23 protein-coding genes are annotated in these 26,728 nt (G+C 46.9%); 17 read left to right on the top strand and 6 right to left on the bottom strand.

The window, feature by feature from the left end:
* The first annotated feature begins 59 nt into the window (after positions 1 to 59).
* The 4 genes from ftsH (at position 60) to B5G11_RS13230 (ending at position 5,975) form a co-directional block, all read left to right on the top strand.
* Positions 60 to 2,129 carry an ATP-dependent zinc metalloprotease FtsH gene (gene ftsH, locus B5G11_RS13245; protein WP_087254574.1) on the top strand — a complete coding sequence of 690 codons (2,070 nt, stop codon included), beginning with the start codon at positions 60 to 62 and terminating at the stop codon, positions 2,127 to 2,129.
* Positions 2,130 to 2,206: 77 nt separating this feature from the next.
* Entirely contained in the window at positions 2,207 to 4,051 is a 1,845-nt protein-coding gene (gene uvrC, locus B5G11_RS13240; protein WP_087167499.1) for an excinuclease ABC subunit UvrC, read from the top strand.
* 54 nt (positions 4,052 to 4,105) lie between these two features.
* A complete protein-coding gene (gene hprK / locus B5G11_RS13235; protein ID WP_087167498.1) occupies positions 4,106 to 5,023 on the top strand; it encodes an HPr(Ser) kinase/phosphatase in 918 nt (305 codons plus the stop codon).
* Between the two features lie 19 nt (positions 5,024 to 5,042).
* A complete protein-coding gene (locus B5G11_RS13230) occupies positions 5,043 to 5,975 on the top strand; it encodes an ROK family glucokinase (protein WP_087167497.1) in 933 nt (310 codons plus the stop codon).
* A gap of 90 nt (positions 5,976 to 6,065) precedes the next feature.
* On the opposite strand, the gene B5G11_RS13225 is transcribed toward B5G11_RS13230, so the two are convergent.
* Complete coding sequence (locus tag B5G11_RS13225; protein ID WP_087254571.1) at positions 6,066 to 8,567, bottom strand: PBP1A family penicillin-binding protein; 2,502 nt, start codon at positions 8,565 to 8,567, stop codon at positions 6,066 to 6,068.
* A 162-nt stretch (positions 8,568 to 8,729) separates the two neighbouring features.
* Here B5G11_RS13225 and B5G11_RS13220 point away from each other — a divergent pair, with 162 nt between their 5' ends.
* Complete coding sequence (locus B5G11_RS13220) at positions 8,730 to 9,386, top strand: YigZ family protein (protein WP_087254568.1); 657 nt, start codon at positions 8,730 to 8,732, stop codon at positions 9,384 to 9,386.
* A 39-nt stretch (positions 9,387 to 9,425) separates the two neighbouring features.
* On the opposite strand, the gene raiA is transcribed toward B5G11_RS13220, so the two are convergent.
* The 3 genes from raiA to typA all read right to left on the bottom strand — a co-directional run bounded on the left by raiA (position 9,426) and on the right by typA (position 12,908).
* Positions 9,426 to 9,965, bottom strand: a complete 540-nt coding sequence (gene raiA / locus B5G11_RS13215; protein ID WP_087167494.1) for a ribosome-associated translation inhibitor RaiA — start codon at positions 9,963 to 9,965, stop codon at positions 9,426 to 9,428.
* A 209-nt stretch (positions 9,966 to 10,174) separates the two neighbouring features.
* Entirely contained in the window at positions 10,175 to 11,053 is an 879-nt protein-coding gene (locus B5G11_RS13210; protein ID WP_087254565.1) for a phosphatase PAP2 family protein, read from the bottom strand.
* Positions 11,054 to 11,078: 25 nt separating this feature from the next.
* Complete coding sequence (gene typA, locus B5G11_RS13205; protein WP_087254562.1) at positions 11,079 to 12,908, bottom strand: translational GTPase TypA; 1,830 nt, start codon at positions 12,906 to 12,908, stop codon at positions 11,079 to 11,081.
* Between the two features lie 212 nt (positions 12,909 to 13,120).
* Here typA and B5G11_RS13200 point away from each other — a divergent pair, with 212 nt between their 5' ends.
* The 11 genes from B5G11_RS13200 (at position 13,121) to B5G11_RS13150 (ending at position 24,798) form a co-directional block, all read left to right on the top strand.
* Positions 13,121 to 13,756 (top strand): single-stranded DNA-binding protein, encoded by a 636-nt coding sequence (locus B5G11_RS13200; protein ID WP_087167491.1) that lies wholly within the window; start codon positions 13,121 to 13,123, stop codon positions 13,754 to 13,756.
* A 128-nt stretch (positions 13,757 to 13,884) separates the two neighbouring features.
* Positions 13,885 to 14,772, top strand: a complete 888-nt coding sequence (gene dapA / locus B5G11_RS13195; protein WP_087167490.1) for a 4-hydroxy-tetrahydrodipicolinate synthase — start codon at positions 13,885 to 13,887, stop codon at positions 14,770 to 14,772.
* Positions 14,773 to 14,842: 70 nt separating this feature from the next.
* Positions 14,843 to 15,601, top strand: coding sequence for a 4-hydroxy-tetrahydrodipicolinate reductase (gene dapB / locus B5G11_RS13190; protein WP_087254559.1), 759 nt, complete (start codon positions 14,843 to 14,845; stop codon positions 15,599 to 15,601).
* A gap of 72 nt (positions 15,602 to 15,673) precedes the next feature.
* Positions 15,674 to 15,943, top strand: coding sequence for a hypothetical protein (locus B5G11_RS13185; protein ID WP_087254556.1), 270 nt, complete (start codon positions 15,674 to 15,676; stop codon positions 15,941 to 15,943).
* Positions 15,944 to 16,072: 129 nt separating this feature from the next.
* Positions 16,073 to 16,858 (top strand): phosphoribosylformimino-5-aminoimidazole carboxamide ribotide isomerase, encoded by a 786-nt coding sequence (gene hisA / locus B5G11_RS13180; RefSeq protein ID WP_087254553.1) that lies wholly within the window; start codon positions 16,073 to 16,075, stop codon positions 16,856 to 16,858.
* Between the two features lie 119 nt (positions 16,859 to 16,977).
* Positions 16,978 to 19,548 carry a preprotein translocase subunit SecA gene (gene secA / locus B5G11_RS13175; protein WP_087167486.1) on the top strand — a complete coding sequence of 857 codons (2,571 nt, stop codon included), beginning with the start codon at positions 16,978 to 16,980 and terminating at the stop codon, positions 19,546 to 19,548.
* 23 nt (positions 19,549 to 19,571) lie between these two features.
* Positions 19,572 to 20,682, top strand: a protein-coding gene (gene prfB, locus B5G11_RS13170) for a peptide chain release factor 2 (protein WP_118637721.1) whose coding sequence is annotated in 2 segments (ribosomal slippage) — positions 19,572 to 19,646 and positions 19,648 to 20,682 — 1,110 coding nt in all. Because the reading frame shifts where the segments join, the coding sequence is not laid out codon by codon here.
* Positions 20,675 to 21,115 (top strand): ACT domain-containing protein, encoded by a 441-nt coding sequence (locus tag B5G11_RS13165; RefSeq protein ID WP_087167484.1) that lies wholly within the window; start codon positions 20,675 to 20,677, stop codon positions 21,113 to 21,115. Before prfB ends, B5G11_RS13165 begins: the two co-directional genes overlap by 8 nt.
* Positions 21,116 to 21,117: 2 nt before the next feature.
* On the top strand, positions 21,118 to 22,335 hold the full coding sequence (locus B5G11_RS13160; protein ID WP_087254550.1) for a homoserine dehydrogenase: 1,218 nt from the start codon (positions 21,118 to 21,120) through the stop codon (positions 22,333 to 22,335).
* Between the two features lie 39 nt (positions 22,336 to 22,374).
* Positions 22,375 to 23,580, top strand: coding sequence for a cofactor-independent phosphoglycerate mutase (locus tag B5G11_RS13155; RefSeq protein ID WP_087254547.1), 1,206 nt, complete (start codon positions 22,375 to 22,377; stop codon positions 23,578 to 23,580).
* A gap of 9 nt (positions 23,581 to 23,589) precedes the next feature.
* On the top strand, positions 23,590 to 24,798 hold the full coding sequence (locus B5G11_RS13150; protein ID WP_087167481.1) for an aspartate kinase: 1,209 nt from the start codon (positions 23,590 to 23,592) through the stop codon (positions 24,796 to 24,798).
* Positions 24,799 to 24,845: 47 nt separating this feature from the next.
* On the opposite strand, the gene B5G11_RS13145 is transcribed toward B5G11_RS13150, so the two are convergent.
* Together B5G11_RS13145 and B5G11_RS13140 are read right to left on the bottom strand one after the other, a co-directional pair.
* Positions 24,846 to 25,226, bottom strand: a complete 381-nt coding sequence (locus tag B5G11_RS13145; RefSeq protein ID WP_087254544.1) for a helix-turn-helix transcriptional regulator — start codon at positions 25,224 to 25,226, stop codon at positions 24,846 to 24,848.
* A 103-nt stretch (positions 25,227 to 25,329) separates the two neighbouring features.
* Positions 25,330 to 25,773 (bottom strand): CYTH domain-containing protein, encoded by a 444-nt coding sequence (locus tag B5G11_RS13140; protein ID WP_087254542.1) that lies wholly within the window; start codon positions 25,771 to 25,773, stop codon positions 25,330 to 25,332.
* 139 nt (positions 25,774 to 25,912) lie between these two features.
* Here B5G11_RS13140 and B5G11_RS13135 point away from each other — a divergent pair, with 139 nt between their 5' ends.
* Positions 25,913 to 26,587 (top strand): HAMP domain-containing histidine kinase, encoded by a 675-nt coding sequence (locus tag B5G11_RS13135; RefSeq protein ID WP_087167478.1) that lies wholly within the window; start codon positions 25,913 to 25,915, stop codon positions 26,585 to 26,587.
* Positions 26,588 to 26,728 lie beyond the last annotated feature (141 nt).

Here is a 26,728-nt window from a genome sequence, read left to right as displayed (position 1 = left end):
TATTGATTTGTATGAAGATCAAACTTATAATAAAATAGATAGCATGTAGGAGGAAAAGAATGGACAATCAGAATAATAAAAAGAACGATAACAATAATCGGCAGAATTATGGGATTATTATTATAACCACAATAATTGCTGCTGTTTTTGTCATGTTTCTCTATCAGCTCATGCAGGACACGCCATCTCAGGAGATTTCCTATACGAAATTTATGGATATGGTGGAACAGGGCGAAGTCAGGGAAGTCACTATTGACTCGGAAAAGATTACGATCATACCGAAAACGGAAGCGGAAAAGCAGCAGGAATCCCAGTCGGGAAGCAGTGACGGACAGGATACACTCACTCAGGGCAGTAACTGGTTTACACAGTTTAATACCGGATCTCAGGTAGAGTATTATACCGGGATTGTAGATGATCCGGAAATGTACAATAAGCTGGAGGAAGCGGGAGTTGAGGTCAGCAGGACGATTCCGGATTCGACATCCATGATGATTTTAAATCTTGTATTCAGTGTCATTCTTCCGTTTGCGCTAGTATTTATTCTGCTCAGTTTCCTGATGCGGCGAGTATCCAAAAGCAGCGGGGGCATGATGGGGATTGGAAAGAGCAATGCCAAGATGTATGTGGAAAAGACCACGGGCGTAACATTTCGTGATGTAGCCGGTCAGGATGAGGCGAAAGAGTCTCTGCAGGAAGTGGTAGATTTCCTTCACAATCCGGGCAAATACACGGGAGTCGGAGCGAAGCTTCCGAAAGGAGCGCTTCTGGTAGGCCCTCCGGGAACAGGTAAGACGCTGCTTGCAAAGGCAGTGGCAGGAGAGGCGAATGTGCCGTTTTTCTCTCTGTCGGGTTCTGCGTTTGTGGAAATGTATGTCGGAGTCGGAGCATCCCGTGTAAGGGATCTGTTTAAACAGGCACAGCAGATGGCGCCGTGTATTATTTTTATCGATGAGATCGATGCCATCGGAAAAAGCAGGGATTCGCAGCTCGGGGGAAACGATGAGCGTGAACAGACACTGAATCAGCTGCTGGCGGAGATGGATGGATTTGATACAAACAAAGGTCTTCTTCTACTGGCAGCAACGAACCGTCCGGAGATTCTGGACCCGGCTCTGTTAAGACCGGGACGGTTTGACCGCCGGATTATTGTGGAAAGACCGGATCTGAAAGGCCGTGTTGATATCCTGAAAGTACATGCAAAGGATGTGCGGATGGACGAGAGCGTTAATCTGGAGGAGATCGCACTTGCGACGAGCGGCGCGGTAGGATCAGATCTTGCGAATATGATCAATGAAGCGGCGATTAATGCAGTAAAGCATGGACGTCACGCGGTGAGTCAGTCCGACCTTTTTGAGGCCGTGGAAGTGGTTCTTGTAGGAAAGGAAAAGAAAGACCGGATCATGAGCCAGGAAGAGCGCAGGATTGTTTCCTACCATGAGGTGGGACATGCACTTGTGAGTGCGCTTCAGAAGGATTCCGAGCCGGTTCAGAAGATCACGATTGTTCCGCGTACGATGGGTGCGCTTGGATATGTCATGCAGACACCGGAGGAAGAGAAATTCCTCAACACCAAGAAGGAACTTGAGGCGATGCTGGTAGGGCTTCTTGCCGGACGTGCTGCGGAGGAGATCGTATTTGATACGGTTACGACAGGAGCTTCCAATGATATCGAGAAGGCGACCAAGGTTGCCAGAGCGATGATTACCCAGTATGGTATGTCCGAGAAGTTCGGCCTGATCGGACTGGAATCCATCCAGAACCGGTACCTTGACGGAAGGGCAGTCATGAACTGCGGTGAGGCGACAGCGGCTGAGATTGACTCTGAGGTCATGCAGATGCTGAAGGTTGCCTACGATGAAGCAAAACGTCTTCTGATGGAGAACAGGGAAGCACTTGACAAGATTGCAGCGTTCCTGATCGAGAAAGAGACGATTACCGGAAAAGAGTTTATGAAGATCTTCCACGAGGTCAAAGGAGTGTCCGAAGGGGAAGTCAAAAAAGAGGAACGGATCGCAATGAAGCCGGTAGAATTTCCGGATCATCCGGAGATCGAAGAAGCTGTTCAGGCACCGGAGGAGACTGCAAACGAGGAAGAAAGCACAGGCTTTGGACCGACAGAAGAATAAAGACAGGAATTCAGCGTATGGGGATTGTCCATACGCTGTTCTTTTGCTAAAATAGATGGGGTTAAAGAGGTGAAGCGATGTTTGTAATTGAAGAAGAACTGAAAAAACTGCCGGCAAAGCCTGGAGTTTATCTGATGCATGATGAGAAGGACGAGATCATCTACGTGGGAAAAGCCATCAGCCTGAAAAACCGGGTGAGGCAGTATTTTCAGAGCAGCAGAAATAAGGGCGTCAAGATCGAGCAGATGGTCACGCACATCCGGCGGTTTGAATACATTGTCACAGATTCGGAACTGGAAGCTCTGGTACTGGAATGTAATCTGATCAAGGAACACAGGCCGAAGTACAATACCATGCTGATGGACGATAAGACATATCCCTTTATCAAGGTGACCGTCCAGGAACCGTTCCCGCGGATTATGATGGTGCGCAGGCAGGCAAAGGATAAGGCAAAGTATTTTGGACCGTTTACGAGTTCTCAGGCGGTGAAGGATATCATTGATATGGTAAGAAAGCTGTATCATTTAAGAAGCTGCAGCAGAAATCTGCCGAGAGATATCGGGAAAGAACGTCCGTGTCTGTACTACCACATCAAACAGTGTGATGCTCCGTGCCAGGGATATATTTCCAGCGAACAGTACAGGGAGTCCATTGACGAGGTCGTGAAATTTTTATCCGGGCATTATGACGGGATTCTGAAAGAACTGGAAGAAAAGATGATGGAAGCATCCGGGCAGATGGAATTTGAAAAGGCAATCGAGTACCGGGAGCTGATCGGAAGTGTCAAGAAGATTTCGGAAAAGCAGAAGATCACCGATGCGGGAAAACCGGGAGAAGACCGGGATGTTCTGGCGGTTGCAAGGGAAGAGGGGGATGCTGTGGTACAGGTCTTCTTCATACGTGGAGGCCGCCTGATCGGACGGGATCATTTTTATCTGCGGACCGATCCGGACGAAACAAAGGCGGAGATCCTGACGAGCTTTATCAAGCAGTTTTATGCCGGGACACCGTATATTCCAAGAGAACTGCTGCTTCCGTACGAACTGGATGAAGCAGATATACTGATGGAATGGATGACTCGCAGAAGAGGACACAAAGTAACCTTTACAGTGCCGAAAAAGGGCGAGAAGGAAAAACTTTGTGAACTGGCGCAGAAAAATGCGGCGATGGTACTTGCAAAAGATAAAGAACACCTGATCCGGGAAGCCAACAGAACTACAGGAGCAGTCCGGGAACTGGAGGGAATTATCGGTGTTACAGGAATCCGCAGGATGGAGGCGTTTGACATCTCCAATACGAACGGGTTTGCATCGGTTGGTTCCATGGTAGTCTACGAGGATGGAAAACCGAAGAGAAGCGACTACCGGAAGTTCCGTATCAAGGGCGTAGTGGGAGCGGACGATTACGCAAGTATGCGGGAAGTGCTGACAAGGCGGTTCACACATGGACTGCAGGAAAAAGAAGAAGGAAAAGAGTTCGGAAGTTTTACTGTCTTTCCTGATCTGATTCTGATGGACGGCGGCAAGGGACAGGTGCATATCGCGGAGGAAGTGCTGGAGGAGCTGCATATCAGCATACCGGTCTGCGGCATGGTGAAGGATGACAGGCACCGCACGAGAGGACTTTATTACCACGATGAAGAACTCCCAATCCGGGCAGATTCAGAGGCGTTTAAACTGATTACACGTGTACAGGATGAGGCTCACCGGTTTGCCATCGAATTTCACCGGAAACTGCGGGGACAGGGGCAGGTTCACTCGATTCTGGATGATATTCCGGGAGTGGGACCGAAGCGGAGAAAAGATCTGATGAAACATTTTCAGAGTCTGGATGCGATCCGGCAGGCGGAAATCGAAGATCTGAAAAAACTTCCTACCATGAATGAAAAATCTGCCAGAGACGTGTACAATTTTTTCCACTGATATGATATACTATTCACAAAATGATTTTAACTGAGAAAATAAAGGAGAACAAATATGGGTGTGAAGCTTGAAAAACTAATTGAGAAGATGAACCTGAAGAATCTGACTCCGGATCTGGACCTGACCCAGTCGGAAATTCAGGTTCCGGATATCAACCGTCCGGCATTGCAGCTGACGGGATATTTTGACCATTTTGATTCTGAGCGTGTCCAGATTATCGGATATGTGGAGTATACGTATCTGGAAACACTGTCAGATGAGAAGAAGAAAGAGATGTATGCGCAGCTTCTCTCCTATGGAATTCCATGTATTGTATACTGCCGGAATATGGAGCCGGATGCGATGTTTCTTGAGATGGCCAATGAAATGAAAGTGCCGATTTTTCAGTCCTGTAAACAGACCTCTGCCTTTACTGCGGAAGTGATCCGTTGGCTGAATGTGGAACTGGCTCCATGCATTTCTATTCACGGGGTACTGGTTGATGTATATGGAGTTGGTGTTCTGATGATGGGTGAGAGCGGTATCGGAAAGAGTGAAGCAGCACTGGAACTGATTAACCGCGGCCATCGTCTTGTGACAGACGATGTTGTTGAAATCCGGAAAGTCAGCGATGATACTCTGGTTGGAAAAGCTCCCGATATCACCAGACATTTTATCGAGCTTCGCGGAATCGGTATTGTCGATGTCAAGAGTCTGTTTGGTGTACAGAGCGTCAGAGAGACACAGACGATCGATCTCGTGATCAATATGGAAGAGTGGGACAAGAACCGGGAGTACGACCGTCTTGGACTGAAAGAGGAATATACAGAATTTCTCGGAAATAAAGTCGTATGCCATTCGATTCCGATCCGTCCGGGAAGAAATCTGGCGATCATTGTGGAATCAGCGGCTGTCAACCACAGACAGAAACAGATGGGGTATAATGCGGCAGAAGAGTTATACAGACGTGTACAGGAAAGTCTGGCAAAATAAGAGGAAGGAAAGAACAGAGATGAATTATTGTTTTGGAGTTGATATAGGAGGTACCACCGTCAAGATCGGATTATTTCAGGAAGACGGAAACATTCGGGAAAAATGGGAGATAAAAACCAGAACGGAAGAGAAAGGCTGCAGGATTCTTCCGGATATTGCCAAATCTCTTTTGAACAGTCTGGAAAAGAATGGAATTCCGAAAGAGAATGTGGCCGGAATCGGAATCGGGGTCCCGGCTCCGATTACAGAAGACGGAGTTGTAAAGGCAACGGCAAATCTTGGATGGGAATATAAAAATGTGAAAGAAGAGATGGAGGAGCTGACAGGAATCCGTACTGCTACAGGCAATGACGCCAATGTGGCAGCACTTGGAGAAATGTGGCTCGGCGGCGGACGAGGCTGTAAAAATATGATTATGGTCACGCTGGGAACCGGTGTCGGAGGAGGAATCCTGATTAATGGAAAGATCCTGACAGGGGAACATGGAGCCGGCGGTGAGATCGGTCATCTCTGTGTCAACTACGAGGAAACGGACAGCTGTGGATGCGGAAATCATGGATGTCTGGAGCAGTACGCATCTGCGACAGGAATTACACGTCTTGCAAAGAAAAAGCTGGATTCCACTGACAGGGAGACTTTGTTGAGAAAAGGACCGGTCAACGCAAAGACCGTCTTTGATGCGGTAAAAGCAGGAGATGAAGTTGCCGATGAGATTGCTGTGGAGTTTGGAACATATCTGGGATATGCGCTCGCAAATCTTGCGGCTGCAGTAGATCCGGCTGCCATCGTGATCGGAGGCGGGGTATCCAAGGCAGGAGAAGTGCTTCTCCCGTACATCAAAAAGCCATATCAGGAGAGAGCGTTTTTTGCTGACCGCGACGTGAAATTTACACTTGCGGAGCTTGAAAATGATGCGGGGATCTGCGGAGCGGCAAAACTCGTTTTAGATTAATCATCTGAATAACAGAACATAAAGAAGGCCTCTGCGGCAGATCATATCTGCTGCAGGGGCCTTAATGCTGCGTTTTTTGTCCGGAACTATCTACTCGGAAGCGCTGTCTCCGCTGTCGGAAGAGGATTCACTGTCCGAAGAATTACTGCTGTCGGAACTTTCGGAAGACTGGCTGTCTTCTGACTGATCAGAACTGTCTGAGCTTTCAGAATTACTGCTCGTAGAACGCCGTGTGGTTCTGTGTCCGGAACAGCTTTCGGTAGGTGCGGTATCTTTGTCAAAATATTCTGTCACAGAAGGACATCCGGATACAGCAAGTTTACCGGTGCTTGTGCAGACAGTCCGCTCAACAACAGAGTCCGGTGTTTCGAAGTCTGTGTAGGAAAGACCTTTTGTTGTATTGATCTGATCCATGATCTTTTTCCACATTCTTAGATGGTAATTCCACTCCTGATCTGCGAGCGGTGTATTGTCATCATAACCGGTCCAGATCGTACAGGTATAATATGGAGTGTAACCTGCAAACCAGAGATCAACGTTGTTGGATGTTGTACCGGTCTTACCGGCAGCTGCCATATTGGAAAGACGGGCCGGAGTACCGGTTCCTTCTGTCAGAACGCCTTCCATTGCGCTTGTCAGAAGATATGCGGTGGATTCTTTCAGGACAGTACGCTTTTCCTGTGTTTGAGTACGGTCGAGCAGGACATTGCCGTCATGATCCAGAATCTTGGTGTACATGATCGGCTCCTGGTAAACACCGCCGTTTGCGATTGCGGCGTATGCCGCACACATTTCGTAGTTATACACACCGTCTGTGATACCGCCAAGGGCAAGAGACTGGTGAATATCTGTAAATACCTGACCCTCATCTGTAGTCCGGCTTTCAACCAGAGTGGAGAGTCCAAAGTTCTGACAGTAGGTAAAGCCAAGCTGCGGCGTAATCTCTGTCAGTGTCTTGACAGCGCAGATATTGGCGGACTGCTCAATCGCCTCCCGCATGGTCATATCACCGCGGTAATAATCGCCCCACCAGTTGGATACCGGAGTACCATCCGCGTATTCATAAGGTTCATCCTTGATGATTGTTGCCAGTGTTTCACCGGCGCTGTCAAGGGCAGGAGCGTAGGTAGACAGAATCTTAAAGCAGGAACCAGGCTGTCTTGTAGATCCGGTGTATGCACGGTTCAGACTCATGCTGGAGGACTTGGTTCCACGGCCGCCGACCATGGCCTTGATCTGTCCGGTAGCCTGATCAATGACGGTCACTGATGCCTGAGGCTGCGGTGACAGATCGATTACTTCATCATATGTGTCCCCCTCCTGAGCAATAGAAGCCTTAAATTCTTCGATCACCTGGTACGCTTCTTCCTCCGAATCAAAAGTCAGTCCGTATTTCATATTCCGGAACTGCTTGATATGTCCGGAACTGTAGTTTTCCTGTGTCCCATCGGCACGGGTAACAGTCAGAGCATAGGACAGTCCATACTCTATGTTGGAAGGATAATTGCTGTCATCGTTGACGATCTGGTCACAGATTCCCTGGATTTCCAGATCCTGTGTGGAATAAATACTCAATCCGCCTTTATATAATGTATTGTAGGCCTGAGTTTCGCTGTAGCCAAGTCCGATATCCGGATCTTCCAGATCATTCAGAATCTGTTCTGTCAAAGCGTCCACAAAATAGCTCTGCGGAGTGGTGCTCTGTGTGATGTTCGTATTGACATTCTGAATACGGGAATATACATCATCCGCCAGTGCTTCATCATGCGCCTCCTGGGAAATATATCCCTGATCAAGCATGTTGTCGAGAACCTGCTCGCGGCGTTTCGCATTGTTGTCAGGATGTGTAATAGGATTGTAATAACTTGGACTCTGGGTAATCGCAGCGATGACCGCGCATTCCGAAAGAGTCAGCTGAGACACATCCTTGTTAAAGTACCGCTGGGAAGCAGCCTGTACCCCGAGTGTATTCTGGCCAAGGTTGATGGTATTCAGATAGTTTTCCATGATTTCGCTTTTTGACATCTGCTTTTCAAGCTTGAGTGCAAGATACTGTTCCTGAATTTTACGTTCCAGTCTGTCAAAGAACGTATCTTCCGACATGAAGTCAAAAATATTATTTTTGATCAGCTGCTGTGTCAGGGTCGATGCGCCTTGAGAAAAATCTCCGGTGGTGATACCGATGATTCCTGCACGGATGATACCTTTTGGATCGATACCGTTATGCTCATAAAAACGCTCGTCCTCGATTGCAACAAAAGCATGCTGAAGATCCTTTGGAATCTCGTCGATTGTCTTATAAACACGGTTGGAACCGGCTGAGGTCAGCCGCTCGGTTTCGGTCTTATTATCCGACGCGTAAATAACGGAAGTATATCCTGTCGGCTTTACGTCTTCCGGGGTGACATCCGGGGCATCATTGATGACTTTTTTGATAAAAATTCCGCCGCCCACACATCCGGCTACGACAAGAAGCAGGAGCGTCAGAAGAACTCCTTTGAAGATCCGTACGCCGAGACGTTTCTTTTTCAGTTTTGATTTTGAGGTAATGTCTTTTCGTTTCTTAGCAGCCTTTTTTCTACCATAGTTCATGAGCATATGCCTCCTTTTATACCAAACCATTATAGCAAATTTCAATATTGAAATAAAGAAAAAAATGCAATCTTCAGTATTCGCTGATAAAAATTTAAGAAAAAGTTTTGAAAATGTTGAAATTCCTGTTATAGTAGAAAAGAAGATACAGGAGGAACGAACATGGTCGAAGAATACAGGACAGTGCTTGAAAACGGGGAAGCGGAAATTGTTGAAAAGAGATCTCGTTTTTTGGCGGCGGTTTCCCATATTGACACGGAGGAAGAGGCACTGGAATTTATAGAGAGCATCCGGAAAAAGCATTACAATGCTACGCACAACTGCTATGCCTATGTTCTGGGAGAGCGGTTTGAACTGCAGCGTTTCAGTGATGATGGAGAGCCGGGAGGAACCGCCGGGAAGCCGATTCTCGATGTATTGACAGGAGAGGACATCCATGACTCCGTGATTGTCGTGACCCGTTATTTTGGAGGAACGCTTCTTGGAACCGGCGGGCTTGTCAGGGCCTACTCCGGAGCAGCAAAAGAGGGACTTCTTGCAAGTGCTATTATTACCAGAAAACGAGGGATTAAACTGAAAATCCGGACTGAATATACCGGACTGGGGAAGATCCAGTACATCCTTGCCCAGAATGGGATTCATGTTCTGGACACCCGGTATACGGAAGCTGTCAGCATGGAGTGTCTGATTCCTTACAGAGAAAAGGGAAAAATGGAAAAAGAGCTGACAGAAGGGACAAACGGACAGGCGAAACTGGAGTGGGGCGAAGAGTGCTTTTTCGCAGTGCATAAGGGAGAAACGATGCTGTTTGAGAAATAGGGAAGGGGCTGTGTTTTACAGCCCCTTGCTTTTATAATACTACTGGAATTCCGGTTCGATCAAACCGTAAGTATTATTCTTTCTCTTGTATACAACATTGACTTCATCTGTCTCAGCGTTGGTAAATACATAGAAATTATGACCGAGAAGTTCCATCTGAATGCATGCGTCTTCCGGAAACATTGGTTTGATACCAAAGCGTTTTGTACGGATAATCTGAATAGAATCGTCTTCCACGCTGTCGTGATCATGATCTTCCACAAATGATTTGCTGAAATCCACACCAGCCTGATGTTTTTCAACCAGCTTGTTTTTATATTTGCGGAGCTGACGTTCGATGATCTCTTCGACAAGGTCGATAGAAACATACATATCGTTGCTGGACTGTTCGGAGCGGATAATATTTCCCTTGAGAGGGATAGTGACTTCAATTTTCTGCTCTTCCCTTTCCACACTGAGTGTAACGTGTATCTCGGTTTCAGGAGTGAAATATCTTTCCAACTTTCCAAGTTTGTGTTCGATTGTTTCCTTTAAAGCAGGCGTCACATCGATATTTTTTCCTCTGATAATAAATTTCATAAGCCCAACTCCTTTTTCCTGTATTTTCTGCCCGGCTGCGAAAGCAGTTCAATCTGGCAGAAGATCTGTTTTCAAATCATAGATTTGAATTCCTGCCCTTATTATACTACGAAGACTTTGGACATGCAATTATAAATAACTAAAAAAAATATTAAAAGTAATAAGTTTACTGACAAAATCTGAGAAGCACAAACAATAGAATGAAAAAACTATGCTTTTTTCTGGACGAATACAAAGAGGGCAGGATATAAAAACAGAATCCAGAAAACGAGGAAAGCGTAAACAAATGCTTTCCAGAGCAGGGCGGAGCCAAGGCCCGAGAGGAACAGCTTGAACAGGAGTGTGGAAAAAAGACCTGCAAGCAGTTTTATGGCCTGTGCGGTACGGGTGCGTGCCGCGGTGGAAAACCGGAGTCGTGTCTGTTCCAGATAAAGTCCTGCGGCGAAACCAAGTCCGGCTCCGGCGGCTTTGATACAGTCTGCGGCATATCTGACAGCCAGCCGGTCAAGGTGCATTAGAAGACAGGCGTAAAGAAGCACTGCAAAAGCACAGATGGCCAGGACGATACACAGTGTCCGGATATGGTCAAAAAGCCTGGAAGAAAATCTGGAGAAAAACCAGGAAAAGGCAAGGGAAACTGTCAGGGCAGCAAGCACATCCTTGGGTGTATGGACGCCCAGGTACATTCTTGAAAAACCGATCAGAAGAAATGCTGCGGTAAATAACACTTTCAGAATCCTGTTTCCGGCTTTCATTGCAAGGGGAGCAAACAGACAGGTGCCGCCTTGCGTGTGACCGCTTGGAAACGAATAACCGGTGGCATGGGAAACGGCACTCTTTACCGGCGGAAAATCCGGGTCCAAAACCCAGGGACGCGGAATCCGAAACGTAATCTTCATACTCTGTACGAAAAGCCCGGATGAAAAATAGGTCAGGCCCAGCTGACAGGCGAATGTTTTATTAACGCACCAGTAAAAGCAGCAGATCAATGCAAGAAGAAAGGTTTCCTGACCAAAACAGGTAACGAACTGAAAGAATTCGTTACCTGCAGGAGTCCGGATGCCTTCTAAAAACCATAAAAAATCCATATAGACACCTCAGAATAATTCACTTTTATTTTTTCGCGCTGTCACGTCTGCGCATTCTGGAATCCAGAATCTTTTTACGGATCCGGAGACTCTTCGGAGTCACTTCCAGAAGTTCATCTGTATCAATGAAATCCAGCGCCTCCTCCAGACTCAGGATACGCGGAGGAGAGAGTTTTAATGCGTCATCAGAACCGGAAGCACGAGTGTTGGTCAGGTGCTTCGCCCGGCAGACATTGATTTCGATATCATCGGTCTTTGCATTCTGGCCGACTACCATTCCGGCATAGACACGTTCCCCCGGAGTGATAAATAATGTTCCGCGTTCCTGGGCATTGAAAAGACCGTAGGTCAGAGCCTCGCCTGTCTCGAAAGCGATCAGAGAACCGTTTTTACGATACTGAATTTCGCCTTTGTACGGAGCGTAGCCGTCAAAGGCAGTGTTCATGATTCCGTTCCCCTTTGTATCGGTCAGAAAGTCGCCGCGGTATCCGATCAGGCCCCGGGACGGGATGGAAAATTCCAGTCTGGTGTAGGCACCGTTTGACATTCCCATATTCCGGAGTTCGCCCTTTCTCTGGCTCAGCTTGTCAATGACGGTTCCGGTAAACTCGTCCGGAACATCGATGTAGACAAGCTCCATCGGCTCTAACAGTTTTCCGTTTTCGTCTTCTTTATAAAGAACCTCTGCCTTGCTGACAGCAAATTCGTAGCCTTCGCGTCGCATGTTCTCGATCAGGACGGAAAGATGGAGCTCGCCTCGTCCGGACACTTTGAAGCTGTCCATGTCATCGGTATCTTCCACGCGGAGACTGACATCCGTATTCAGTTCACGGAACAGACGGTCGCGGAGATGACGGGAAGTTACGAATTTTCCTTCCTGCCCTGCAAACGGGCTGTCGTTAACCTTGAACTGCATGGAGATCGTAGGCTCGGAAATTTTCTGGAACGGGATCGGATCCGGATGTTCCGGGGAGCAGATCGTATCTCCGATGGAAATATCAGCGATACCGGAAATGGCAACAATAGAACCGATTCCGGCCTCTTTGACCTCGATTTTGTTCAAACCGTCAAACTCATAGAGCTTGCTGATTTTTACCCGTTTCTGCTTGTCCGGCTCGTGATGGTTGACAACGATGACATCCTGATTTACCCGGATTGTTCCATTGTCAACTTTTCCTACACCGATACGTCCCACATATTCATTATAATCGATTGTACTGATGAGCACCTGGGTGGCGGCGTCCGGATCTCCTTCCGGGGCAGGGATGTATTCCAGAATCGTCTCGAAAAGCGGGATCATATTTTCCGGTTTGTCATCCAGCTCCAGAATCGCGTACCCGCCTTTGGCAGAAGCGTACACAAACGGGCAGTCCAGCTGGCTGTCATCTGCGTCCAGATCCATAAAGAGCTCCAGTGTCTCGTCAATCACTGCATCCGGACGTGCTTCCGGACGGTCGATTTTGTTGATGCAGACAATGACCGGCAGCTTTAATTCCAGCGCTTTTTTCAGAACGAATTTGGTCTGCGGCATCGGCCCTTCAAAGGCGTCTACAACAAGGACAACACCGTTTACCATTTTGAGGACACGTTCTACCTCGCCGCCAAAATCGGCATGTCCCGGTGTATCAATAATATTGATTTTCGTATTTTTGTAGTGTACGGCTGTATTTTTTGAAAGAATGGTGATGCCGCGCTCACGCTCGATGTCATTGGAGTCCATGACACGCTCTTCAACTTCCTGATTCTCACGGAAGACGCCGCTCTGTTTTAAAAGCTCGTCAACCAGAGTTGTTTTCCCGTGGTCTACATGGGCGATAATGGCAATATTACGAATATCTTCACGTTTTATTTTCATATCGTTATATCCTTCTTTCTACTTATATAATGTAGCAACTTATATAGTCTACCATATTTTTTGGATTTTACAAGCATTTCTATCCATATTTATCGGAATATGTCGATCGAAATTTATGGAAAATCTTCCGGAATGGTCATATCCTTTCAAGGAGGGGCATAAAGTATTAAAGATAAAAAACTACGTATCAGAGGAAGGGAGAATTACATTTCATGTCAGATAAGATCATTGAAAACAACCAGGTAACGATTATGGGACAGGTGGCGACAACATTCGAATTCAGCCACGAAGTATTTGGAGAGGGCTTCTACACGATGGAAGTGCTTGTGAAGCGCCTGAGCAACTCGGAGGACCGGATCCCGGTCATGATCTCTGAGCGTCTGATCGATGTGACCCAGGATTATGTGGGAGAGTATATTATCGTTCAGGGACAGTTCCGGTCCTATAATCGGCATGAGGAACAGAAAAACAGACTTGTGCTGTCCGTCTTCGCAAGGGAAGTGTCCTTTGTGGAGAGCGATGAGGATATGGACGGTGTCAAGACAAACAGCATTTTTCTGGACGGCTATATCTGTAAAGCACCGGTATACAGAAAGACTCCGCTTGGAAGGGAAATTGCGGACCTTCTGCTGGCCGTCAACCGACCGTACGGGAAATCAGACTATATTCCATGTATCTGCTGGGGACGTAACGCAAGGTTTGCCTCCTCGTTTGAAGTCGGCGCGCATGTACATATTCTCGGACGGGTACAGAGCCGGGAATATATAAAAAAATTATCGGAGACGGAGACAGAGAAAAGAACCGCTTATGAAGTGTCGGTAAGCAAGCTGGAATGCCAGGAAGAATAAGGACCCAATGCTGGCAGGACTCGTTGAATTGATGTTTGACACATGTTGGGAATAGTGATAAACTTTCAGTAATGACGATTTAATGTTCTAAAGTGTGAAAAGGAAACAAACGAGTTGGAGGTAATATTATGTCGATATTTACAGGGTCAGGTGTAGCGATTGTGACACCATTTTTACCGGATGGTTCCGTAAACTATGATAAGCTCGATGAACTGATTGAGTATCATATTGATCATAAGACGGATGCGATTATTATCTGTGGTACGACCGGTGAGTCATCCACGTTGACAGAAGAAGAGCATATGGAGTGCATCAAATTTACGATTCAGCAGGTGAAAAAGAGAGTCCCGGTCATTGCAGGAACGGGGTCAAATGCGACATTTACGACAATCGAAATGTCAAGAGAAGCGGTTGAGTACGGCGCGGATGCGCTGCTTCTTGTAACGCCTTACTATAACAAGGCGACACAGAAAGGACTGGTTGCCCATTACAAGGCGGTAGCCGATGAGGCGAAGGCGCCGATTATTCTCTACAGCGTAGCAAGCCGGACCGGTCTGAATATTGCACCGGAGACGGCAGCAGAGCTTGCCAAAATCGATAACATCGTGGCAATCAAAGAAGCATCAGGAAATATTTCCCAGATTGCGAAAATCATGCAGCTGACGGACGGAAAGCTGGATCTGTATTCGGGCAATGACGATCAGATCGTCCCGCTTCTGTCTCTTGGAGGCAAGGGAGTCATCTCCGTTCTTGCCAATATTGCACCGGAGTACACCCATGACATCTGCCGGAAGTTCTTTGACGGCGATCTGAAAGGAAGTCTGAAGATGCAGCTGGATGCGTTGCCGCTGATCGACAAACTGTTCTGCGAGGTCAATCCGATTCCGGTAAAGACGGCGATGAATCTGCTTGGAAAAGAAGTTGGAGGTCTGAGAATGCCGCTTTCCCCGATGGAAGAGGCTCACAAACAGGCTCTTGCAGAAGAGATGAAAAAGTTTGGAATGAAACTGGCTTAACAGAATCAGGAAAAGAAAAGAGGGAGCCGAAAGGCGCCCTCTTTGGATATGCGAAAGGAGAAGAGCGAAGATGGTAAGAATAATTATGCATGGCTGTAATGGGAAAATGGGACAGGTGATCACCCGGCTCGCGGCAGAAGACGGCAATTGTCAGATTGTGGCAGGAATTGATACATTCCGCGGGATTGAAAATACCTATCCGGTATTTGACAACCTGAAAGACTGTGATGTGGAAGCTGATGTTGTGATCGATTTTTCAAACGCAAAAGCGGTGGAAGGGCTTTTGGAAGCCTGCTGCGAAAAGAAACTTCCGGTAGTGCTTTGTACGACCGGTCTTTCCGAAGAGCAGCTTCAGAAAGTGGAAGACGCGGCAAAAGAGACGGCTGTTCTTAAATCTGCCAATATGTCTCTCGGCATCAATCTGCTGATGCGTCTTTTGAAGGATGCTGCCAAAGTCCTTGCCCCGGCAGGATATGATATTGAAATTGTTGAAAAGCATCATAATAAAAAGGTAGACGCGCCAAGCGGAACAGCGCTTGCACTTGCCGATGCCATCAATGAGACCCAGGATCCACAGTACGCATACTGTTTTGACAGAAGTCAGGAGAGAAAGCCAAGGGAAAAAAGAGAGATCGGAATCTCGGCTGTCCGCGGCGGAACGATCGTCGGGGAACACGAGGTGCTCTTTGCGGGAGAGGATGAAGTGATTGAGTTTAAGCATACCGCTTATTCCAAAGCCGTGTTCGGAAAAGGAGCACTGGAAGCGGCAAAATTCCTGGCAGGGAAGCCGGCAGGAAGATATGAAATGAGCGATGTGATTTCATTTTAATTCTCACATGAATAAAATCTGATTTTCTGCAGATAGTAAGTAGTGCAAATTCTATTTGCAGGAGGGAAAAAGATGAAATCTTGGAAACGAGCCGCTCTTGTTCTGCTGAGTGTGTTCATGCTTGGCTGTATGACTGCATGTTCAGGAGAAAACCGTGTCAATGATGCGACAAACGGAAGCAATACCGGGAACACGCTGGAGGAAGATATCAATAATGGAGCTGACGCCCTGGAAGACGGAGCCGAGGACTTGAAAAATGGTATCGAAGACGGAGCCCGGGATATCAAAGATGGCGTGGAAGATGCGCTGGATGGAAACAGCAGAACAGATATGGACAGATAAGAGAGCCTTTTTGGCTCTCTTATCTGCGATTATGGAGGAGATATTTGGCTTGACGGAAGAGAGGAACCTGTGTTAATGTAAGAAAATAAATTGACGTGGTAAAGTAAAAAAGTGTTGGGAGGTAAAAAGATGCGGTTCCGTCCTTGTATTGATATACATAATGGCAAAGTAAAACAGATTGTAGGAGGAAGCCTCACCGACCGGGGGGACAGGGCCAGCACCAATTTTGTGGCGGATAAACCGGCAGACTGGTTTGCGGGCAGATATCAGGAGGACGGCCTTTATGGAGGTCATGTTATTCTTCTGAATCCGGCATCGTCTCCGTATTTTGAGGAGACAAAAAAGCAGGCACTTCGGGCCCTTCAGGCATTCCCCGGAGGACTTCAGATCGGAGGCGGTATCCGGGCGGATAATGCCGGAGATTATTTAGATGAGGGAGCGAGTCATGTCATTGTTACATCTTATGTTTTTTCCGACGGCCGGATCCGGTGGGATCATCTGGAACAGCTGAAAGATGCCGTGGGAAAGGAGCGGATTGTTCTGGATTTAAGCTGCAGAAAACGAGATGGAAAATATCTGGTTGTCACAGACCGGTGGCAGAAATTTACGGACACTGAAGTGACCCGGGAACTTTTGAATATGCTGGCCGGTTTCTGTGCCGAGTTTCTGATTCACGGTGTTGACGTGGAGGGACGCTCTGCGGGAATCGATCAGGAGCTTGCCGGAATCCTTGGAACATGGGAGAAAGCCGGCGAAATACCTGTGACGTACGCCGGCGGAATTGCATCCATGGAGGATATAAGGATATTGCAGAAAGCAGGAAAAGACAGGGTGGATTTTACCGTGGGAAGTGCTCTGGATCTTTTCGGAGGAGAGCTAAGCTACGATGAAATCAGACAGAAGTATCATGGCTGACGTTTGTGAACACGGTGGAAAGAGTTTGTGAACACTTTAGAAACAGGTTGAACAAGCCCGTGGATAGTGTTAAAATGAGGAATGGATTAATTTTTTAGAACGATAAGGAGCAGTAAAAAATGGGACTGATACAGAAAGTGTTTGGTACACACAGCCAGCATGAGTTAAAGAGAATCTATCCGATCGTAGATCATATCGAAGCTTTGGAACCTGAGATGCAGAAGCTTTCTGATGAAGAATTAAGAGATAAAACGAGAGAATATAAGGAACGGTACGCAAAGGGAGAAACTCTGGATGACCTGCTTCCTGAGGCATTTGCCACAGTAAGAGAGGCAGCAGTAAGATCCATCGGAATGAAACATTACCGTGTACAGCTGATCGGCGGTATTGTCCTTCATCAGGGACGTATTTCCGAGATGAAGACCGGTGAAGGAAAGACACTTGTATCCACACTGCCGGCTTACTTGAATGCCCTCACGGGAGAAGGTGTTCATATCGTTACTGTCAACGACTATCTGGCAAAGCGTGACGCCGAGTGGATGGGAAAAGTACATGAATTTCTGGGACTGAAAGTCGGAGTCGTATTAAACGATATGGACAATGACCAGAGAAGAGCGGCCTATGCCTGTGATATTACATACGTCACCAACAATGAACTTGGATTTGATTATCTGAGAGATAACATGGTGATCTATAAAGAGCAGCTTGTACAAAGGGGACTGAAATACGCCATCATCGATGAGGTCGACTCCGTTCTGATCGACGAGGCAAGAACCCCTCTGATTATTTCCGGCCAGAGCAGTAAGTCCACAAAGCTCTACGAGGCGTGTGATATTCTTGCGCAACAGATGGAGCGTGGAGAAGCAAGCGGTGAATTCTCTAAGATGAATGCAATTCTTGGTGAAGAGATTGAAGAAACCGGAGACTTCATCGTCAACGAAAAAGAGAAGGCCATCAACCTGACGGAAGACGGTGTAAAGAAGGTTGAAAACTTCTTCCATATTGAAAATCTGGCAGATCCGGAAAATCTGGAGATCCAGCATAATATCATCCTGGCCCTGAGAGCACACAACCTGATGTTCCGTGACAAGGATTATGTAGTAAAAGACAACGAAGTGCTGATCGTCGATGAGTTTACAGGACGTATCATGCCGGGAAGAAGGTATTCCGACGGACTTCATCAGGCAATCGAGGCAAAAGAGCATGTAAAAGTCAACCGGGAGAGTAAAACACTTGCAACGGTTACCTTCCAGAACTTCTTTAATAAGTATGAAAAGAAATGTGGTATGACAGGTACCGCCCTGACAGAAGAAAAAGAGTTCCGCGATATCTACGGAATGGATGTTGTGGAAATTCCGACCAACAAACCGGTTATCCGGAAGGATCTGGACGATGCTGTTTACAAGACCAAGAAAGAGAAGTTTAACGCAGTATGCGATGCTATTGAGGAAGCACATGCAAAGGGGCAGCCGGTTCTGGTTGGTACGATTACCATTGAGACCAGTGAGCTTTTAAGCAAAATGCTCAGAAAACGCGGTATCCGCCATAATGTCCTGAATGCCAAGTTCCATGAGCTGGAAGCACAGATCGTAGCTGAGGCCGGACAGCACGGCGCGGTTACGATTGCGACCAATATGGCGGGCCGTGGTACCGATATCAAGCTGGATGAAAAGGCAAGAGAAGCCGGCGGCTTAAAGATCATCGGTACAGAGCGTCATGAATCCAGACGAATTGACAACCAGCTCCGCGGACGTTCCGGACGTCAGGGCGATCCGGGTGAATCCCGTTTTTACCTTTCTCTGGAAGACGACCTGCTCCGCCTGTTCGGCTCTGAAAAGCTGATGTCCGTATTCAATGCGCTGGGCGTGGAAGACGGAGAACAGATTGAACACAAAATGCTTTCAGGAGCGATTGAAAAGGCGCAGAAGAAGATCGAGTTCAACAACTATGGTATCCGTAAGAATCTGCTGGAATATGACCAGGTTATGAATGAACAAAGAGAGATTATCTACGAAGAACGCCGCCGTGTGCTTGACGGGGAAAGCATGAGAGATTCCATCTATCATATGATTACAGAATATGTGGAAGATCTTGTTGACAGATATGCTCCGGCTGACAGATCCGGTGATGAGTGGGATCTGGAAGGCATGGATGTGGCGCTTCATGAGACCATTCCGATGATTCAGGCTGTGACCGGGGAAGATGTGAAGAAAAAGCAGCAGAAAGAGCTGAAGCATCTTCTGAAAGAACGTGCTGTCAAAGCATACGAGGCAAAGGAAGCAGAATTCCCGGAACCGGAACATTTAAGAGAAGTAGAGCGTGTCGTACTGCTCAGAGCGATTGATGGCAGATGGATGGATCATATCGACGATATGGACCAGCTTCGTCAGGGAATCGGTCTTCAGGCATATGGGCAGAAAGATCCGCTCGTGGAATACAAGATGCTTGGATACGACATGTTCGGTGAGATGACAAAGGCTATTGAGGCGGATACGATCCGTGTGCTCTTCCATGTCAAGATGGAACAGAAAGTGGAAAGAGAACAGGTTGTAAAAGTAACAGGAACAAACAAGGACGACTCGGCATCCCATGCGCCGAAAGTCCGCACAGAAAAGAAAGTTTACCCGAATGATCCGTGTCCATGCGGAAGCGGCCTGAAATACAAACAGTGCTGCGGGAAAAAGAAATAATAAAAATAAAAGAGGTGAGAACAGTGGTTGAACTTGAACAGCTGAGACTGGAACTGCAGGCATTCGAGGAACCTCTTAAGGAAGTAAGGGATTCACTTTGACCTGCCGGGCAAAGAAAAAAGAGTAGAAGAACTGGAACGTAAAATGGAAGAACCGGATTTCTGGGAGGATACGGAAGGCTCCCAGAAAGTCATGAAAGAACTCAAAATGCTGAAAGATACACTGAAAACGGCGGAAGAGCTGAATCAGCAGTATGAAGATACCGGAGTCCTTCTGGAAATGGCAGAAGAAGAACAGGATGAAAGTCTTATCGGAGAGATCCGTGACGGAGTCAAAAGGCTGGATGAGCACCTGGAGGAGGTACGGATCAGCACGCTCCTCGGGGGAGAGTATGATAATTGTGATGCGATCGTGACACTCCATGCCGGAGCAGGAGGCACGGAGGCCTGTGACTGGAACCAGATGCTTTACCGGATGTATTCCCGGTTTGTGGAGCGTCATGGATTTTCGATGGAGGTTCTGGATTATATTGACGGTGACATTGCGGGAATCAAAAACGTGACCTTTGAAGTTCACGGGGAAAATGCGTATGGATTTCTGAAATCCGAGAAAGGGATACATCGTCTGGTACGGATTTCACCGTTCAATTCGGCGGGAAAACGTCAGACATCTTTTGCGTCCTGTGATGTGATTCCGGATATTGACAAAGAGATCGATATCGAGATCAATGAAGATGATCTGAAGATCGATACCTACCGGTCAAGCGGGGCAGGAGGACAGCACATTAACAAGACGTCCTCCGCAGTCCGGATCACGCATCTTCCGACCGGGATTGTCGTACAGTGCCAGAATGAGCGCTCGCAGCATCATAATAAGGATAAAGCGATGCAGATGTTAAAGGCAAAGCTGTATTTGATGAAAGAACAGGAACAGGCGGAGAAGATGTCCGGTATCCGCGGAGAGGTCAAGGATATCGGATTTGGAAATCAGATCCGCTCTTATGTTATGCATCCATACAGTCTTGTCAAGGATCACAGGACAAACGAAGAATCCAGTAATGTAGGAGCAGTGATGGACGGCGAGATTGACAGATTCATCAATGCATATCTGAAACAGGAGAGTGTACATGGATAAGACGAAATACTATGTGCTGAACAGAAAAGCGGTTCCGGAAGTCCTGTTGAAAGTTGTGGAGGTCAAGCATCTGCTTGCGACACAGAAGGGGCTTACGATCGGCGAAGCGGCAGAACAGGCAGGAATCAGCAGAAGTTCCTTTTATAAATACAAAGATGATATTTTCCCGTTTCATGAAAATGAAAAGGGACAGACTATTACCATGGTCCTGCAGATGGAAGATATTCCAGGGCTTTTGGCAGAGATTTTGGGTGAAGTTGCACAGTGCAGGGCAAACATTCTGACTATTCACCAAAGTATTCCGCTCAATGGAGTGGCAACGCTTACCATGAGTGTGGAAGTCCTTTCCACAACAGGAAATCTCTCGGAAATGGTTGCGAAAATCGAAGAAAAAAACGGAGTTCATTATCTGAAAATAGTAGGGAGGGAATAAAAATGATAAGTGTTGCGGTACTGGGCTATGGTACAGTCGGATCCGGAGTAGTGGAAGTGTTCCGGCAAAATCAGGAGAAGATTGACCGGTGCGCAGGAGATCAGGTGCGGATCAAATATGTTCTGGATCTGCGTGATTTCCCGGAGGATCCGGTGCAGGAACTGATTGTGCATGATTTTGAAAAAATTGTCAGTGATGAAAGTGTGGATATTGTCGTAGAGGTAATGGGCGGTCTGGAACCTGCTTACACCTTTGTGAAGAGAAGTCTGGAAGCCGGGAAAAATGTGGTAACCTCCAATAAGGCGCTTGTGGCTGCGCATGGAGCGGAGCTGTTGAAGACCGCAAAAGAGAACCATGTCAACTACCTCTTTGAGGCGAGTGTGGGAGGCGGTATTCCGATTATCCGTCCGCTTGTCTCTTCGCTTACGGCGGATGAGATTGAAGAGATTACGGGAATCCTGAATGGGACAACGAACTATATGATGACGAAGATGTTTTATGAGGGAGCCGATTACGATGAAGTATTGAAAGAAGCACAGGCAAATGGATTTGCAGAACGGAATCCGGAGGCGGACGTGGAAGGTATGGATGCCTGCAGGAAAATAGCGATTCTGTCTTCCATTGTGTCCGGAAAGCAGGTGGATTTCCGCGATATTTATACAGAAGGCATCACGAAGATTACTGTCCAGGATATGCGCTACGCAAAACAGATGAATGCGGTAATCAAACTGCTTGCTACGATGAAGCGGGACGAAGAGAAGCTTGAGGCGGTTGTAGCCCCGTTCATACTTCCGGCAGAGCATCCGCTTGCAAGTGTGAATGGAGTGTTCAATGCGATTTTCGTGCAGGGCAACGCTTTGGGGGATGCAATGTTCTATGGAAGCGGCGCAGGAAAGATGCCGACGGCCAGCGCAGTAGCGGCAGATATCGTGGAAGCTGCGAAATACAGAAACGAGACAATCTGCGAATACTGGTCCGGAGAGCGTCTGGAACTTGAAAGCCGCCTGGATGTAAAAAGAAAGTTTTTTGTCCGGATGTCCGGAAGCAGGGCAGCATATGAAGAACGGATCAGAGATACTTTTGGCAAGGTTGAATTCGTGGAGGCTGATGGCTGCGAAGGAGAATTCGGATTTATTACAGATGTCATGAAAGAAGGGGAATACGAAGACGCGGCTGCAAGGTTTGACAATGTCATTCACATGATCCGTGCAGCATCATAAGATAGATTATAAGACGAAAACAGAAGGGAATGATTGCGGATGAAATATATTATCATTCTTGGGGACGGTATGGCAGGAGAGCCGCTGGAGTGTATTGGGGGAAAGACGACGCTGGAACAGGCTTTGACGCCTGAGATGGATCGCCTTGCAAAGATGAGCGAAATCGGGCTCGTCTCAATGGTGCCGGAGGGGATGGCACCTGGAAGTGATACGGCCAACCTGTCGGTCCTTGGGTATAATCCCGAAGTATATTATACCGGAAGGTCGCCTCTTGAGGCGCTCAGTATCGGAGTAGGGATGGAAGAGGATGATGTATCGTTCCGCTGCAATCTGGTCACGCTGACCGAGGATGCATCACTCCCTTATGAAGATCAGAGAATTGTGGACCACAGCTCGGATGAAATTAATACCAGAGATGCAGGTGTCCTTCTGGAGGTTCTGAAGGAGGAAGTGTTAAAACCGGGATTTGAGCTGTACCGCGGGACATCCTACCGCCATCTTCTGCTTTGGAAGAATGGACACGAAATGGAACTGACGCCGCCCCATGATATTCTGACAAATCAGATCCGGGAATATCTTCCGGGGGATCCGATGCTTTTGGCAATGATGAAAGAAAGCTATCGAGTTTTAAAAGAGCATCCGGTTAATCTAAAACGGAAAGCCCAGGGGCTTCGACCGGCCAATTCCGCCTGGTTCTGGGGAGCGGGAAAAAGGCCAAAACTGCCGGATTTTCAGGAAAAGACCGGAAAAAGAGGCGTGATGATTTCGGCGGTGGATCTCCTGAAAGGGATTGCCGCCGGAAGCGGAATGAAAATTGTTCATGTAGAAGGAGCGGACGGCGGCCTTCATACGAATTATGAAGGAAAGGCACAGGCGGCAGTCCGTGCGCTGCTTGATGAAGGCTACGATTTCGCCTATATCCATGTGGAAGCGCCGGATGAAATGGGACATCAGGGCAGCGTGGAAAAGAAGGTCCGGGCAATCGAATTTCTGGATCAGAGGCTGATCCGGATTGTCAGGGAGGCGATGGATGCATCGGGAGAACCGTACAGACTGCTGATTCTGCCGGATCATCCGACACCGATTGCTGCCAGAACACATACCGCGGATCCGGTTCCCTATCTTCTCTACGACAGAAAAAGACCTGAAAACGGGGCAGAGAGCTACTGTGAAAGGACGGCTGTGCAGTCAGGAAGATGGGAAAAAAATGGATATCATCTGATCGAACACTTATTTGAATACTAGGAGGAAATTATGCTGATAGTAAAGAAATTCGGGGGAAGCTCTGTCGCAAACAGAGAAAGAATCTTCAATGTGGCAAGGCGCTGCATTGAGGATTATAAAAAAGGGAATGATGTAATTGTAGTACTTTCAGCTATGGGAGATACAACAGACGAACTTCTGGAACTGGCGCAGAGCATCAATCCAAACGCGCCGAAAAGGGAGCTGGATATGCTCCTGACTACGGGAGAGCAGGTATCCGTTGCGCTGATGGCGATGGCATTTCACTCATATGATGTCCCGGCAATCTCTCTGAACGCTTTTCAGGTGCGGATGCACTGTACGGCAAGATATGGAAATGCAAGATTCAAACGGATCGATACTGAGCGGATCCAGCATGAACTGGAAGCGAGAAAGATTGTAATTGTGACCGGATTCCAGGGAATTAACAAATACGATGATTACTCTACCCTGGGACGAGGCGGTTCCGATACTACTGCGGTTGCGCTTGCGGCAGCACTTCATGCTGACAAGTGCGAAATCTATACCGATGTGGACGGTGTCTACACGGCAGATCCGAGAATTGTAAAAAATGCAAGAAAAATTGACGAGATTATTTACGATGAAATGCTGGAACTTGCGACTTCAGGAGCAAAGGTGCTTCATAACCGGTCCGTTGAGATGGCGAAGAAGTATGGCGTCGAGCTGGTTGTACGCTCCAGTCTTACATCAGAAGAGGGAACCGTAGTCAAGGAGGTAGTAAAAATGGAAAAAATGTTAATCACCGGTGTGGCGGCTGACAGAAATACAGTAAGAATTTCTGCGATTGGAGTAAAAGATGAGCCGGGAATCGCGTTCAAAATCTTTAATACACTTGCGAAAAACAACATCAATGTGGATATCATCCTGCAGTCTGTAGGAAGAAACGGAACAAAGGATATTTCTTTTACCGTATCCGAGGAAGATCTGAAAGAAGCACTTGCTATTCTTGAAGAGAAAAAAGAAGTTCTTACGATCAAAGAGCTTACATACAGCACCGATGTGGCAAAGGTATCCATTGTAGGAGCTGGTATGCTCAGCAATCCGGGAGTTGCGGCAAAGATGTTTGAATCTCTGTTTAACTCCAACATCAATATCAACATGATTTCCACATCTGAAATCCGTATCACTGTTCTGATCGATGAAAAAGATACAGAAAAAGCAATGATTGCAATCCATGACGGATTTGGACTGAATGATTAAAAAACAGAAAAATAAGAAATCCCCTTTCCGTTAGTACGGTTAGGGGATTATTTGTCTTTCAGAAATCCACGAACAATCTGACGGTCATTTTCAGAGGAGTACCGGTATTTCATAATAAGGTCGATTTCCGGATCCGTTAAGCAGATTGAGTGTTTCTGATCTTCTGTTTCGCAAAGATGATACTGATAGACCGGAAAGGATTCTTGAATCTGATCGGCATCAATGACACCGGCGACCAGTTCATCAAGCGTGATTTTATAAAAATCAGAAAAACGGATCAAAGTAGACAGGTCCGGTTCTCTGAGCGCCTGTTCGTAGTGAGAGTACGCCTGTCTGGTAATGTTCAGGATAGAGCTGAGTTGTTTCTGTGTGTAGTTGTATTTTTTGCGAAGAGTTCTGAGATTCTTTGCAAGCTGTACATTTGCCATGGCATACCTCCATTTTTAGAAACAGTATATCAGTTTCTATGTAAAAATTCAGATAATGCCACAAAATGTATCTATGGAAAGAAAAGCAACAAAACGTTGCTATTTATAATTTGCTTAATGTGCTGTTGTGATAAAGAACAGAAAACGTTACATCTTCTGAAAACCAGGAGGGCGGAGTAAAGGAATCGGCCATCTCTACAGAAGGAAATTCTACTTCTGCCAGCATAAGCGGGGCCAGGTCTCCCTTAAAACAGTCGAGTTCGATTGTCAGTCCGCCTTCGAGAGGAATCAGATAACGTCTTTTCTGAATCAGTCTTCCGTCAATTTTGGTAAGAAGATGTTCATAGGCCTCCTTTGTAAGAGGAAGGTTATATTCTTCGCGGACCATCAGGCCTTTGGATTTATAGGTCAATGTATAATCCTCGTCCGACCGGCGGATACGAACAACGGGACTGGTATTCAGATATCCCTGCTCCATCTCATGATATGGAAAATCTTCCAGAGGCAGAGGGCAGGATTCGATGAGGTATTTACGTTCAATTTCCACAAATGTTTCCTCCTTGTAATAGTATGATCTGTTCTTTCAGTATAAATGTACTGCGGAAGGAAAACAAGGGAAAACGGACTTAGGTTGCTTTTTTTTATAGAGTCTGATAGAATCAAAAACGAACAAGGAGGAGAAAATCATGAGAAAAAAAGCCTGTGCTTTGGCGGCTGCGGTCCTTGCCGGCATGATGGCCTTTGCCGGATGCGGTGGAGACTTTGATGCAGCAGGGTATGTACAAGCCGTACTCGATGAGAGACTCCAGGGGGAATTTACGGAGGCGTCCAGAATCATGGATACATCCGAATATGAACTGAAACAGGATTATGAGGCGGCTGTCGATCAGTTTGTCTATGATTATCTGACATCCGGTTATGATGAACTCAGTGATTATACATTGTATGAGTACGAAACACTTGTAAAAGAGATTTTCAGTGTGATGAAATATGATGTGCAGAAAGCGGAGAAGACAGATTCAAAAGAGTACGAAGTATCTGTGGAGATTCAGCCGGTAGATCTGTTTGTCAATTACGTACCTGCGCTGCAGGAGGCATCAAAGGAAATTGAACAGTCCGCGCAGAACGGAGGATATGAAGGAACAGAAGAAGAAATTCAGGAGATGATGCAGTATGATTATTTATTCAGAGCATATGATCTTCTGGAAGAAGCGTACCTGAATATGCAGTACTCCGATCCGGAGACCGTGATTGTGAAAGTGGAGGCAGATGACGGAAACACCTATTCGGTCAGTGAGGAAGAATACCAGACACTTCTGGAACAGTTTTTCCGAATGGACGAAGTCGGCAGCACGGACTAAGAGTCAAAATGCGGCTTCCGGCAGAAAACGGCGAAAATATGAGGAAAAGTAAAGGTAAGACTGGAAATTCGAATAAGAATATGGTATACTCATACAATCAGTGTAATGTAGATAAGTCTGCCGACTTTTCGCATATACGAT

The sequence above is a fragment of the Drancourtella sp. An57 genome (assembly GCF_002161525.1).
Lineage (GTDB): Bacteria > Bacillota > Clostridia > Lachnospirales > Lachnospiraceae > Sellimonas > Sellimonas catena.
This window is presented reverse-complemented; position numbering and strand designations above follow the sequence as displayed.

What these genes read in the sequence shown, in the direction of transcription:
- B5G11_RS13145 (WP_087254544.1), bottom strand. Translation starts at nt 25,226, where the DNA reads ATGGCAAATGTACAGCTTGCAAAGAATCTCAGAACTCTTCGCAAAAAA.
- B5G11_RS13225 (WP_087254571.1), bottom strand. Translation starts at nt 8,567, where the DNA reads ATGAACTATGGTAGAAAAAAGGCTGCTAAGAAACGAAAAGACATTACC.
- B5G11_RS13155 (WP_087254547.1), top strand. Translation starts at nt 22,375, where the DNA reads ATGAAATATATTATCATTCTTGGGGACGGTATGGCAGGAGAGCCGCTG.
- B5G11_RS13150 (WP_087167481.1), top strand. Translation starts at nt 23,590, where the DNA reads ATGCTGATAGTAAAGAAATTCGGGGGAAGCTCTGTCGCAAACAGAGAA.
- typA (WP_087254562.1), bottom strand. Translation starts at nt 12,908, where the DNA reads ATGAAAATAAAACGTGAAGATATTCGTAATATTGCCATTATCGCCCAT.
- B5G11_RS13220 (WP_087254568.1), top strand. Translation starts at nt 8,730, where the DNA reads ATGGTCGAAGAATACAGGACAGTGCTTGAAAACGGGGAAGCGGAAATT.
- dapA (WP_087167490.1), top strand. Translation starts at nt 13,885, where the DNA reads ATGTCGATATTTACAGGGTCAGGTGTAGCGATTGTGACACCATTTTTA.
- dapB (WP_087254559.1), top strand. Translation starts at nt 14,843, where the DNA reads ATGGTAAGAATAATTATGCATGGCTGTAATGGGAAAATGGGACAGGTG.
- B5G11_RS13200 (WP_087167491.1), top strand. Translation starts at nt 13,121, where the DNA reads ATGTCAGATAAGATCATTGAAAACAACCAGGTAACGATTATGGGACAG.
- B5G11_RS13160 (WP_087254550.1), top strand. Translation starts at nt 21,118, where the DNA reads ATGATAAGTGTTGCGGTACTGGGCTATGGTACAGTCGGATCCGGAGTA.
- hisA (WP_087254553.1), top strand. Translation starts at nt 16,073, where the DNA reads ATGCGGTTCCGTCCTTGTATTGATATACATAATGGCAAAGTAAAACAG.
- B5G11_RS13185 (WP_087254556.1), top strand. Translation starts at nt 15,674, where the DNA reads ATGAAATCTTGGAAACGAGCCGCTCTTGTTCTGCTGAGTGTGTTCATG.
- ftsH (WP_087254574.1), top strand. Translation starts at nt 60, where the DNA reads ATGGACAATCAGAATAATAAAAAGAACGATAACAATAATCGGCAGAAT.
- B5G11_RS13165 (WP_087167484.1), top strand. Translation starts at nt 20,675, where the DNA reads ATGGATAAGACGAAATACTATGTGCTGAACAGAAAAGCGGTTCCGGAA.
- uvrC (WP_087167499.1), top strand. Translation starts at nt 2,207, where the DNA reads ATGTTTGTAATTGAAGAAGAACTGAAAAAACTGCCGGCAAAGCCTGGA.
- secA (WP_087167486.1), top strand. Translation starts at nt 16,978, where the DNA reads ATGGGACTGATACAGAAAGTGTTTGGTACACACAGCCAGCATGAGTTA.
- B5G11_RS13230 (WP_087167497.1), top strand. Translation starts at nt 5,043, where the DNA reads ATGAATTATTGTTTTGGAGTTGATATAGGAGGTACCACCGTCAAGATC.
- B5G11_RS13135 (WP_087167478.1), top strand. Translation starts at nt 25,913, where the DNA reads ATGAGAAAAAAAGCCTGTGCTTTGGCGGCTGCGGTCCTTGCCGGCATG.
- B5G11_RS13210 (WP_087254565.1), bottom strand. Translation starts at nt 11,053, where the DNA reads ATGGATTTTTTATGGTTTTTAGAAGGCATCCGGACTCCTGCAGGTAAC.
- raiA (WP_087167494.1), bottom strand. Translation starts at nt 9,965, where the DNA reads ATGAAATTTATTATCAGAGGAAAAAATATCGATGTGACGCCTGCTTTA.
- hprK (WP_087167498.1), top strand. Translation starts at nt 4,106, where the DNA reads ATGGGTGTGAAGCTTGAAAAACTAATTGAGAAGATGAACCTGAAGAAT.